Source organism: Gammaproteobacteria bacterium (assembly GCA_016765075.1).
Lineage (GTDB): Bacteria > Pseudomonadota > Gammaproteobacteria.
In genome coordinates, this window is sequence record JAESQP010000106.1 from 1 (window position 1) to 12,100 (window position 12,100).

General features: G+C 48.3%; 10 protein-coding genes. 8 read left to right on the top strand and 2 right to left on the bottom strand.

The window, feature by feature from the left end:
* On the bottom strand, window positions 1–598 hold a 598-nt coding region (locus tag JKY90_06180; GenBank protein ID MBL4851851.1), incomplete at its 3' end, for a DNA-protecting protein DprA.
* Window positions 599–685: 87 nt separating this feature from the next.
* Entirely contained in the window at window positions 686–1,738 is a 1,053-nt protein-coding gene (locus tag JKY90_06185) for a LysM peptidoglycan-binding domain-containing protein (protein MBL4851852.1), read from the bottom strand.
* A 125-nt stretch (window positions 1,739–1,863) separates the two neighbouring features.
* On the opposite strand from JKY90_06185, the gene def reads away from it, so the two are divergent.
* The 8 genes from def to JKY90_06225 form a co-directional block, all read left to right on the top strand.
* Window positions 1,864–2,367 (top strand): peptide deformylase, encoded by a 504-nt coding sequence (gene def, locus JKY90_06190; GenBank protein ID MBL4851853.1) that lies wholly within the window; start codon window positions 1,864–1,866, stop codon window positions 2,365–2,367.
* Window positions 2,368–2,404: 37 nt separating this feature from the next.
* Window positions 2,405–3,352, top strand: a complete 948-nt coding sequence (locus JKY90_06195) for a methionyl-tRNA formyltransferase (protein MBL4851854.1) — start codon at window positions 2,405–2,407, stop codon at window positions 3,350–3,352.
* A gap of 165 nt (window positions 3,353–3,517) precedes the next feature.
* The gene (rsmB, locus tag JKY90_06200) at window positions 3,518–4,828 is read left to right on the top strand and encodes a 16S rRNA (cytosine(967)-C(5))-methyltransferase RsmB (protein ID MBL4851855.1); all 1,311 of its coding nucleotides are present in this window, start codon (window positions 3,518–3,520) and stop codon (window positions 4,826–4,828) included.
* 10 nt (window positions 4,829–4,838) lie between these two features.
* The gene (locus JKY90_06205; GenBank protein ID MBL4851856.1) at window positions 4,839–5,405 is read left to right on the top strand and encodes a DUF4390 domain-containing protein; all 567 of its coding nucleotides are present in this window, start codon (window positions 4,839–4,841) and stop codon (window positions 5,403–5,405) included.
* Window positions 5,378–7,573 (top strand): HAMP domain-containing protein, encoded by a 2,196-nt coding sequence (locus JKY90_06210; GenBank protein MBL4851857.1) that lies wholly within the window; start codon window positions 5,378–5,380, stop codon window positions 7,571–7,573. Before JKY90_06205 ends, JKY90_06210 begins: the two co-directional genes overlap by 28 nt.
* Window positions 7,574–7,880: 307 nt before the next feature.
* Window positions 7,881–9,248, top strand: coding sequence for a sigma-54-dependent Fis family transcriptional regulator (locus JKY90_06215; protein MBL4851858.1), 1,368 nt, complete (start codon window positions 7,881–7,883; stop codon window positions 9,246–9,248).
* A gap of 131 nt (window positions 9,249–9,379) precedes the next feature.
* A complete protein-coding gene (gene trkA / locus JKY90_06220) occupies window positions 9,380–10,753 on the top strand; it encodes a Trk system potassium transporter TrkA (protein ID MBL4851859.1) in 1,374 nt (457 codons plus the stop codon).
* Window positions 10,754–11,148: 395 nt separating this feature from the next.
* Window positions 11,149–12,100, top strand: a 952-nt coding sequence (locus JKY90_06225) for a potassium transporter (GenBank protein MBL4851860.1), incomplete at its 3' end; no start/stop codon positions are given.

Below are 12,100 nucleotides of genomic sequence, written 5' to 3' on the forward strand. Positions count from 1 at the left end.
GAGCGAGATGTTGGTGTCGACGCGGATAAATGTTATCCAAGCCTGATCCCAGTACCGCGATGGTTGGTGCACTGGCGCTTAATGCCCCCTGGTGGGCAGCGGCATCGATGCCATACGCCAACCCACTGGTGACCACTAAGCCGTGCTGGCTGAGCTGCTGGCCAAATTGTTTTGCGTTTTGTTGGCCGCCTGGGCTAGGCTTACGGCTGCCGACGACAGCAATTTGTGGGTTGTTGAGCAGATTAACTCTGCCGCTGACAAAGAGCACAGGGGGTGGGTCGCTGATCTGTCGAAGTAAATCCGGATAACTTGGGCAGACTGATGTGATGATGCTGTTGCCAGGCCGTAGAGCCCAATTTTGTTGTTTTTCGACTTCGCCCCAGTCAGGTTTTTGCAAGCCACGCAGGGCGTTGGCACGTAGGCCGAGTTGACGTAATTCGCCAACATTGGCAGAAAACACCTCGCTGGCATGGCCGAAGTGTTGTAACAGTCGCTGGAAGCCGATGGGCCCAATGCCTGGGGCTTGGTTAAGCGCTAGCCAATGAGCCAGTTCATCGGCACTTAGGTCAGCACTATCACGGCTGCTATTTTTGCTCATGATGGCGTCCCTGCCAACTAGTTTACTTAATATTTTTTGATTGTCTCGCGTTTAAGCGCGGGGTTTATCTGCTTTCAACTATCAGGGTTAAGGCTGTGGCGTATTAACGGCGTCGTACAGACGAATATCACGCAAAGCTGTCATAATCAGTGCATAACTGGCTTTTTCATGGGGACGGAAAATCATTAGCGTGCCAACCTCTTCGTCAGGCAAGGTGACAGTTTCGTTACCTTTGCCCTTGATGGTGTCACGCACGACAGCGCCCGTTTGTGAAATTGTCATGACATGCCCCGCTTCAATGCCATCTTCTGCGCCGACATTGATTACCACAACCTGATATTGGCCGATGCGTGATACGCCATCAACTACATGAATGATTTGACCTGTCACTTCTGTATCGGGTGCGCGTGGGATGAAATTTTGATTAAAGCCATCATCCTCACGTGGTAGCACACGATCTCCGATTAATGCTTCACGTTTGGAATGCGTAATTAATAAGGTGCTAGGGTCACCTTCTCTTTCCAACTTAAGATCGGCGACATGGATGGCCTCGTAGCCCAACACGGCGTCTTTGCTGTTCTCTACAGTCGGGTCGATTAAGGCGGCGCCAATATGATAAAGGCTGAATAAATCGCTGTCGCTGGTGTCGAGCTCACGTGCGTAAAGCTTAGCGCCAGCACCACTGACCAGGCGGTTATCTTCGCTGGCAACGATATAGGCGGCACTGTCGATGTCTTGCTGGCTCAATACACGTGGGCGAATCAGAAACTGCTCAATGATGCTTAGCGGTATCGTGGGGATGGCCTGATCAATGGAGGTGGCGCGTTTATTGGGCGATAATTTGATCGTTGGCCGCCCCCGCTCCAGTGATAATACCGGCTGACCGTCGATAAACCCTAGCCTAATGATGTCTCCAGGGTATATCAGATGTGGATTTTCAATGGCTGGATTGACATGCCAGATCTCCGGCCACAACCAAGGATCACTCAGAAATGTACTGGAAATATCCCACAGCGTATCGCCTTTGACGACAGTATAACTATCGGGGTGGTTTGGATTCAGTTCGATGGCCTGAGCCAACATCAATCCTGCACTGCTAATATAAAGCAGCAAACTGCAAACGATGTGCTTAAGGTACATTACTCCCCCCCATTTCCTGGATATAGTATCTATAATTAGGCGTGAACATGAAATTTTAGCTGGAACCTCTACAGTTAGCATACTCTAACAGGTAGAATAGCGGCAATACTTTGATAAAATTCACAATGTCACTCTTAAATATCCTAAATTTCCCTGATCCCAGGTTGCGAATCAAGGCCAAGCCAGTTATAAGCTTCGATGCTGCGCTACGTAGCCTGATCGATAATATGTTTGAGACCTTGTACGCGGCTCCTGGCGTTGGCCTGGCGGCGACGCAGATTGATGTTCATAAACGACTGTTGATAGTGGATGTTTCTGAGGATCAGGATGATCCACATACCTTCGTTAACCCGCGTATTGTGGTGCGGGATGGCGTATCGGTGCATGATGAAGGCTGTTTGTCGTTTCCGGGCATCTATGAGCAGGTCGAGCGAGCGAGCCAAGTGACTATTGCAGCGCAAGATGGTCACGGCCAGCCATTTACGTTTGAGGCTGATGGTCTTATGGCGGTATGTATTCAGCATGAAATAGACCATCTCGATGGTAAGCTCTTTGTTGACTATATCTCTGCGCTCAAGCGCAGCCGTATTCGCAAAAAAATGCTTAAGCAGCAGCGCCACGCGTCTTGATCGCTTGACTGCTCTGACAACGACACCATGTAGACTTATGGCACCGCTTCGTGTCGTTTTTGCTGGTACGCCAGAATTCGCAGCAAGTTCTTTACGCGCATTAGTTGAATCGCCGTATCAACCCGTAGCGGTTTATTGCCAGCCTGATCGGCCAGCAGGGCGTGGCCGAAAATTGCGTAGCGGGCCTGTCAAGCAAGTTGCGCTTGAAAATCATATCAATGTGTTGCAACCACTCAATTTTAAATCACAAGAAAGTATCGATGCCTTGGCAGAGTTAAAGCCGGACGTATTGATCGTGGTGGCTTATGGTTTGATATTGCCGCAAGCGGTGCTGGATATTCCCCGCTATGGCGCGATCAATGTGCATGCGTCTCTGTTGCCGCGTTGGCGGGGGGCAGCCCCCATTCAGCGAGCAATACTTGCGGGCGATAAGCAAACTGGCATTACTACTATGCAGATGGACAAGGGGCTGGATACCGGCGCTATGTTGTTATGCCGCACCTGCCCAATTTTACCAACTGACAATAGTGCCAAGCTACATGAGCGGCTTGCATTATTGGGTGCTGAAACTTTATTAGAAACCCTAAATAATTTGATTGAAAACCAGCTTAGCCCGCAACAGCAAGACAATAGCCTGGCGTGCTATGCAAAGAAAATTACTGTGGCCGAGGCGGCCTTAGATTGGTCATTAAGTGCTGTTGAACTGGCGCTGCGGGTGCGTGCCTTTAATCCAACACCCATAGCGCATTGTACCTACCAAGGTGAGCGATATAAAATTTGGCGCGCCGAGGCGGTTGTTAACCATAATAATCATGCCATCGCAACGATTTGTGCGGTAGATAAAAAGGGCATTGATATTCAAACAGGTGATGGCTTATTACGCATTCAAACATTACAGGCGCCGGGTAAACGCGCGCTTGATGTGCGTGATTACCTCAATGGCAATGTAGCGATAACTGTTGGTGAATTGTTTGGCGACACTTAAGGAAGCTCTGAACAAGTCATGATTGTTTTACGCTGGTTAAAATCGCCCCGATTCACTGCGAATATCGCCGCAATAGAGCGACTATTGCCGCTCACTTCGCAGCGAATCGGAACCATTTTATCTCAGCCTAAATTCAACCAGACTTATTCAGAGCTTCCTTAACGTATGAATGTTCGTTTGCAGGCGCTTAATATTTTACTACAGGTAGTAAAGCATAATCGTTCACTTGATAGTGCTATCGATAAATCGCTACAGCAGCACCAAGTTGACACAGTGACGCTGGACAAGTACGTTGCGCTTTTAAAAGCGCTGTGTTTCGGTGTCATACGTTGGTGGCCAAGATTGCAGGCGATTGAGCAACGCTTGCTGGATAAGCCATTGGCAGATAAACATCAAGATGTGCGATTGTTGATATGGTTGGGTATTTACCAGTTAGAATATATGCGTACGGCGGATCATGCGGCGGTGTCAGAAACGGTGGCTTGCGCGCAGGCCATAAAAAAACAGTGGGCCAAAGGTTTGGTTAACGCGGTGCTGCGGCGCTTTCAGCGCGAGCGCGATCAAATTCTCGTATTATTAGAAAATGACCCTATCGCAAGTACAGCGCATCCAGTGCAGTTGTTAGCGCAACTGCAACAGGCTTGGCCAAACGACTGGCCATCTATTGTTGAACAAAATAATGCACGTGCCCCCATGTCATTACGCGTGAACCAGCGCTTGATTTCGCGTGCTGATTATTTGAATCGATTGCAACAGGCAGGCATTGCAGCCAATCCGGTTGAGGGCATTGATTCGGCGGTTGTGTTGGATAATGCCTGCCCGGTTGAGACATTGCCCGGGTTTAATGATGGTCTGGTGTCAGTGCAAGATGCAGCAGCGCAATTGGCTGCAACATTGTTAATGGCGCAACCTGGCCAACGTGTGGTGGATGCCTGTGCCGCGCCGGGGGGTAAAACTTGTCATTTGTTAGAGCAGGTGCGTGACATTGATCTTATTGCTATTGATAGCAAAGCCTGGCGATTACAACGACTTAAAGATAATTTGCAACGCTTGAATCTTTCCTGTCGTCTGCAAGTGGCGAATGCTATTGAATTGGAAAGTTGGTGGGATGGACAGTTTGTTGACCGTATTTTGCTTGATGCGCCGTGCTCCGGAAGTGGCGTGATACGACGTCACCCTGACATTAAATGGTTACGACAAAAGTTTGATATTGAGCAGTTGCTTGCTACTCAAAGCCAGTTACTGCGTGCGCTATGGCAGACATTAAAGCCAGGCGGGGTGTTGCTTTATGCCACGTGCTCTATATTGCCTGAGGAAAATCATCAGCAGATCGCACGGTTTTTGGCTGAGGTTGATAATGCTGAAGAAATGCCCATAGAGGCTAATTGGGGGTGCCCAATGTCACACGGACGTACTATCCTACCCGGAGAGAAGGGGATGGATGGATTTTATTATGCGCGTTTACGTAAAAGATGAATAAACGCCTGTGTCATATAAGCTAAAAACGATCGCTTATATTGGGCTGCTGTGCTGTTTTTCTATTGCTCATGCTGATACAAGAGCCAAAGAGATTGTCGTCGAGCGAGTTGATATCACGCATGATAATGGGCGTTATAGTCTCGATGCTGATATTCGCTATGAATTGAGTGAGCCTGCCTTGGAAGCCCTGCATAAAGGCATAGGCTTGACCTTAATACACACCATTGCTGTGATGCAGCCGCGCCCTTTGCTGTGGGATCGGCGCATTGCTAAAGAGCAGCAGCGCCACGAACTCAGTTATCAAGCCTTGACCGGCCAATATCGACTTATAGTTGGTGACAGTGTTTTGATACAAAATTTCCCTACCTTAGGATCTGCGCTGGTTGAAATTGGCACTTTGCGAGATATTGCCGTGCCCTTATTTGACCGTGCCCTACGTAAAAATAGTGAGTATGTCGGTATTCGCGCCTGGTTAGATATAGAGTCACTGCCAGTGCCAATGCGATTACGTGCCTATATCTGGCCTGATTGGCACCACAACAGCGGATGGTATCGGTGGCGACCAAACCAGTAGCGTATTTTGGCGTGGAAGCCGTGTTAGTCACCATCGTTGGCTTGCTGCTTCTGGGCTCGCTTTATATGATGGGCGTAGCAAGCGAAAACTCGGCGCAATTTGACCGCATTTATTCTCTGTTGGTTATTGTTAACATTGTCGGCCTTATTATATTGCTGGTGTTGCTAGGCGTTAATTTCCAGCGTTTAAGGCGACAATATCGCGAGCGAGTTGTTGGTGCGCGTATGACGGTACGGCTAATTGTTATTTTTGTCGTATTAGCCTTGATACCGGTATCCATCGTCTTTTATTTTTCCTTGCAGTTTTTGCATCGCAGTATCGATAGTTGGTTTGATGTCCGTGTTGAACAAGCGCTTAATGACTCATTGTCTCTGAGCCGAACTGCTTTGGATTCACGCATGCGCAATGTGGTGGCGCAAACTGAAGCCATGGCTATCACTCTCACCGATATTTCTGAGACACAGGTGGCCTTGAGTCTTCATGATCTGCGTGATCAAAGTGACTCCACTGAGTTGATGTTAATGGCCTCAAGTGGCCGCATCATTGCATCGAGTCATATTGATCCCATTGTTATCGTGCCGAATAAGCCGACCGCAGTGATGCTTTCTCAGATGCGTAGTAACGGCCGTTATTTTGGTTTGGATACGATTGCTGATTTAGGCTTACATGTCAGGGTATTGTTGCAAGTGTCCAGCGGCGAGCCTATTACAGGGTCGCATATTTTTCAGGCGCTGTTTCCTATATCAGAACGAATCAGTAAATTAACTGATAGCGTACAAGATGCACATGCACAGTATGAGCGTCTTGTTTACTTGCGAGCCCCACTGAAATTCAGTTTTACGTTGACGCTTTCGTTGGTGTTATTACTAACAATTTTGGTCGCGGCATGGGCGGCATTCCTCTCGGCTCGGCGTTTGGTTTATCCGATACAAGTGCTGGCAACCGGTACCCGTGCAGTCGCAGCGGGTAACTACGAACAGCGTTTGTCTTTACCAGGCAACAACGATGAAATGGGCTTTCTGGTGCAGTCGTTTAATGATATGACACGGCGCATTGGCTTGGCACAATCTGATGCAAAGCATAGCCAACAGCAAGCGGAAAGTCAGCGCGCCTATCTCGAAGCCGTATTGCGCAAATTATCATCCGGCGTGTTGACCTTATCGCGCGATCGCGTGTTGCGTACGGTCAACGATGCTGCATGCGATATACTAGAAACCAAGCTAGATGCTTATATTGGCTGTTCGCTCAGTGAAATACAGCAAGATAATCCGAAGTTGGATATTTTCTTTGACAGTATTGATGAGAGTTTGCAGCAAGGCCAGGCTGAATGGGTAGAAGAAGTCACGCGTTTTAGCTCGTTGGGTCGCCAGGTCTTGATGTGTCGTGGTGCTACCCTGCCTGGTGTCGGCAATATGAGCGCTGGCAATGTGATTGTTTTCGACGACTTTACTACGCTTATCAAAGCGCAACGCGATGCAGCATGGGGTGAGGTAGCGCGGCGTTTGGCACATGAAATTAAAAATCCATTAACCCCAATTCAGCTCTCAGCTGAGCGACTGCGACATCGTTATTTGCCCAAGCTCAAGGGCGAGGAAGGTGACTTGCTTGATCGTTCTACCAATACGATTGTGCAGCAAGTTGAAGTGATGCAAAAAATGGTTCAGGCCTTCTCTGAGTATGCGCGCGCGCCGCGTTTAGAGACCGTGGCGCTGGACATCAATCTCCTGATTGCGGAAGCGCTTGATCTTTATGCTGGCGATAAGGTGACATTTTGTGCAGACTTGGCCGATGGCCTGCCTAAGATAGAAGCTGACCGTGGCCGTATTCGGCAATTACTGAATAACTTGATCAAAAATGCAATAGAAGCACCGCGCAGCTCTAGTCGCGACGCTGGGCAAGCCCGGGTTACGGTAATGACGCGCCTTATTTGCGGCCAGGGAGCAGATTTGATTGAAATAGATGTTATCGATAATGGTGATGGTTTTGCGGATGATATTATTGGCGAATTATTTGAGCCTTATGTGACGACCAAACCTAAGGGGACAGGACTGGGACTTGCCATCGTTAAAAAAATTGTTGAGGAGCATGGTGGTATTGTCCGCGCACAAAATCTTGCCACTGGCGGTGCCGCCATCATGATAAGGTTTCCCGTACTAACTATAGAGTGAGCCAACACCTGATGAGGCCACGGCCTTCAACTGAGCAATCCTTAGTGCTCTATCCATGTGAGTGTGCGAGTTCAGTTAGCTTGTCAATGCGCATGGCAAGGCGCGCCTTGCAGGCAAGGGTGGCTCCCTTATCAAGAGGCGTAACGCAGTCCGTGGGCATTGACAAGTTAACCCGAAGGGCGTTGCTGTGGGGTCTCGCCGCTGCGTTGCAGTGCTCGACAAGGGAACAACCCTTGCCTTCGCACTGCGCCTTGCGGCGAAACCCCGCAGCAACGCTGAATCCGTACACTCACATGGATAGAGCACTATGAGTAAGCAACATATTCTCGTTGTTGATGACGAGCCTGATATTCGCGAATTGATTCGTGACATTCTGATTGATGAAGGCTTTGAGGTGAGTGTTGCCGATTGTGCTAATCAGGCGAATGAGGCACGGCGCAGTCGGCGACCTGATTTGGTGTTATTGGACATCTGGATGCCTGATCTTGATGGTATTAGTTTACTTAAGCAATGGTGTGATGAGGGTGAGTTGAGTTTTCCCGTTATTATGATTTCAGGACATGGCAATATTGAGACGGCGGTAGAAGCAACACGACTGGGTGCTTACGATTTTCTCGAAAAGCCGTTATCGATGGCGAAATTGTTGCTAACGGTGCAACGCGCGCTGGATTCGGCCAAGCTGCAACGTGAGAACGTCAATTTACGTCGTCAGACAGTTATTGAACCGATTGGTCGTAGCAAAACGCTACGCGCGTTACGTGAGCAGGCGCAGCGCATTGGTAAAACCGATGCGCGGGTGTTGGTGACAGGAGAGCCGGGTACTGGCAAAGCAGTTTTCGCACGTTATATTCACCAGCATAGTAGCCGTAGTGGCAGTCCGTTTGTCGATGTTGGTGTCACCTCCATTGCCAATGAAAATGCTGCAGTTGAGTTATTCGGTCGCGAAGAGGGTGAGCAGATCTACTACGGCCTGCTGGAACAAGCGAATGGCGGCACACTGTTATTAACTGAGATCGCCGAGATGGATCTCTCTATGCAGGCAAAATTAATCGGCGCCATTGAAAGCCAATCGCTATTGCGCGTCGGTGGTTCTGAACCGGTGCAGTTTGATGTGCGCATCATCACTGCTAACCTTAGTGACCTTGGTGAGGCAGTGGCTAAACAGCGATTTCGTGAGGATCTTTACTATCAATTAAATGTATTGCCCTTACACATTCCACCTTTACGCGATCATCCTGAAGATGTGTCAGAGTTGTTGGAGTATTATGTTGAGCATTTTGTTGTGTCAGAAGGTTTGTCTTATCGTGGTTTTAATACCGCAGCGCAGAATAGATTGCGTAACTACGGCTGGCCTGGCAATGTGCGTGAGCTAAAGAATCTGGTGCAACGCTTATTGATATTGGGTGGCAGGGGCGACGTTGAATTACAGGAAGTTGACTTGGCATTGGGTGCTGTAACGGTTGCGGCCAGCACTGAATCGCCAGTGGACTTTAATCTGCCCTTGCGTGAGGCGCGGGAACGTTTTGAAAAAGCCTATCTTGAGCATCAATTAGAGCTAACTAAAGGTAGCGTTGGTAAGCTGGCGCAGCGTACGGGCATGGAGCGGACACATTTGTACCGCAAAATGCGGGCACTAGGAATCAATATTAAGCGTGGCTCGGCTGGGGATGCTTGAGCTGGCTAAAATGATTTTGAAACAGTTTAGAAGAGCGGCCTTATTCATTAAGAACGCTCTCTTAGCAGAGAGCTTAACGAGGCAATATTAAGCACCAGCCTTTGCTGGCGATGACATAAAGCGGATATACAATGAAAATAATTATTCTTGGTGCAGGTCAGGTCGGCTCATCAGTTGCGGAAAATCTGGCTAGTGAAGAGAACGATATCACCGTCGTTGATGTTGACTCAAATAAGCTGGCGACACTACAGGATCGCCTGGATATTCGTACCGTTATAGGTTGCGCATCACATCCGCATGTACTGGAAAAAGCCGGTGCTGCGGATGCTGATATTATTTTAGCAGTGACCAACAGTGATGAAACTAATATTGTGGCCTGCCAGATTGCCTATACCCTGTTTCATACGCCGACCAAGATCGCTCGTATTCGAGCGACAGAGTATTTGTCTTACCCGCAGTTGTTCGTGCAAGAGGCGATGCCGATTGATGTGCTGATTAGTCCGGAACAGGTATTAACGGATTATGTGCGCAAACTTATCGAATACCCCGGCGCCTTGCAGGTGCTCGATTTTGCAGATGGAAAAGTACAGTTAGTTGCGGTGCGCGCGCACAAGAATAGCCCGTTAGTTGGTCATCCTTTGCAAGATATGCGTGATCATATGCCCAAGGTTGAGTGGCGAGTGGCGGCCATCTTTCGTCAAGGTAAGCCTATTCTTCCTGATGGTGACACTATCATTGAAGTTGATGATGAAGTATTTTTTATTGCTGCAATAAAAAATATTCGTCCTATTATCAATCAATTGCGCGGTGTTGATCGCTCCAATAAACGTATCATGATTGCTGGCGGTGGCAATATTGGTTTGCATCTGGCTGAAGCATTAGAGAACGATTATCAGGTCAAGGTGATTGAGCGTGATCCCACCCATGCACGCGAAATCAGCGAACGCCTTGATAAGACGATCGTGCTTGTTGGTGACGCCGCTGATCAAGAATTGCTGCAAGAAGAAAACATTGCTAATACCGATGTGTTTTGTGCGGTTACCAATGATGATGAAGCGAATATTTTATCCTCATTGTTGGCCAAGCGACTTGGTGCCAACAAGGTCATGGTGTTAATCAACCGTGCGGCCTATGTTGATTTGATTCAAAGTGGTGAGATTGATATTGCGATTTCCCCACAACAAGCAACTATTGGTAGCTTGCTAACTCATGTACGTCGTGGTGATGTTGTTGTTGTGCATTCATTGCGACGTGGTGCAGCAGAAGCAATTGAGGCAGTCGCACATGGTGATCCATCGTCGTCTAAGGTAGTTGGCCGGCGGTTGGAGCAGATCAAATTGCCCCCAGGCACCACCATCGGCGCTATTGTACGCGGTGAAGAAGTCATCATTGCCCACCATGACGTGGTGATCGAGGCAGAAGATCATGTGATTTTATTTATGGTTGATAAGCGCCGTATTCACGAAGTTGAGCGTTTATTCCAAGTAGGGATCACCTTCCTTTAGCCGGCGTTGTCGTCTAACGGTTAAATTATCCTAAAATCCCCAGTTGACCGCTCTATTGTGGTACTAAGTTATTGACATGCAAACTATTGACATTGATTTAATGCTCCACTTGCTGGGTGCGTCACGCGACCTGAGCAACGTGAAGAAGTACTTAATGAACCCGCAGGGTTCTCAGTGCTACAGGGTGAATCACACGCTTGCGGCAGCGCATGACTGCGTTGTACCCCAAGGGCACTTCCTGCGGGGCGTAACTCCTTACACCCCAAGAGTACTTCATCAGGAATGCTACCGCATTCCCTCAGGGCGCAATAGTATGACTATTCCGCGTCGTTACGCCTTGTCATGCACCACCGAAAACGCACACTTCACCCCGTCCAACTGAGGATTTCAGGATTATGCAACTACGCGTCATTCAACGCATCCTCGGTCTACTGCTAATGGTCTTTAGTGTCACCATGTTGCCACCGGTATTGGTTGGTTTGATTTATGGTGACGGTGCTATTGGTGCTTTTCTTACCGGTTTCTTAGTGACTTTTGTTGCAGGGTTTTTATTGTGGTTACCAGTGCGGCGTTTTGTTCGTGATCTGCATTTACGCGATGGCTTTATCATTGTGGTGATGTTCTGGAGTGTCTTGGCCTTGTTCGGTTCCCTACCGTTTATGTTAGGGCCGGGGTTAAATATGTCATTTACTGAGGCACTTTTTGAATCAATGTCTGGCCTGACCACAACAGGCGCAACCGTTATTGTTGGTCTCGACTCTCTGCCCAAGGCGCTGTTATTTTATCGGCAAGAATTACAGTGGTTAGGTGGTATGGGAATTATCGTCTTGGCTATTGCCATACTACCTATGTTTGGTATTGGCGGCATGCAGCTTTATCGTGCCGAGACCCCGGGGCCGATGAAAGATAATAAATTAACACCACGTATTACTGAGACAGCTAAGGCATTATGGTATATCTACTTGGGTCTGACGGTGAGTTGTGCCCTTGCCTATTGGGCTTTTGGTATGTCGGGGTTCGATGCCATTAGCCACAGTTTTTCCACTGTCGCTATCGGCGGTTTCTCAACGCATGATGCCAGTATTGGCTACTTTAATAGTGCCGCCATTGAAGGTGTTGCCATCGTATTTATGCTATTGGCAGGGGTTAACTTTGCTTTGCATTTTGTTGCGGTAAGAAATATGCGCGTTAGCGCTTATTGGGCAGATGCCGAGTTTCGTGCTTATCTTTTTGTGTTGTTTATTGTAGCGGTGATTGCCTGTAGTTATCTTTATTTTAATCACACGTTTGATAGCGTTGGCAGTACTATCCACCATGGCTTGTTCCAAGTGATATCGATTGGTACCA

Bases quoted from the DNA above. Each gene is read 5' to 3' on its own strand.
- JKY90_06185 (MBL4851852.1), bottom strand. From the start codon at position 1,738: ATGTACCTTAAGCACATCGTTTGCAGTTTGCTGCTTTATATTAGCAGT.
- def (MBL4851853.1), top strand. From the start codon at position 1,864: ATGTCACTCTTAAATATCCTAAATTTCCCTGATCCCAGGTTGCGAATC.
- JKY90_06195 (MBL4851854.1), top strand. From the start codon at position 2,405: ATGGCACCGCTTCGTGTCGTTTTTGCTGGTACGCCAGAATTCGCAGCA.
- rsmB (MBL4851855.1), top strand. From the start codon at position 3,518: ATGAATGTTCGTTTGCAGGCGCTTAATATTTTACTACAGGTAGTAAAG.
- JKY90_06210 (MBL4851857.1), top strand. From the start codon at position 5,378: ATGGTATCGGTGGCGACCAAACCAGTAGCGTATTTTGGCGTGGAAGCC.
- JKY90_06215 (MBL4851858.1), top strand. From the start codon at position 7,881: ATGAGTAAGCAACATATTCTCGTTGTTGATGACGAGCCTGATATTCGC.
- trkA (MBL4851859.1), top strand. From the start codon at position 9,380: ATGAAAATAATTATTCTTGGTGCAGGTCAGGTCGGCTCATCAGTTGCG.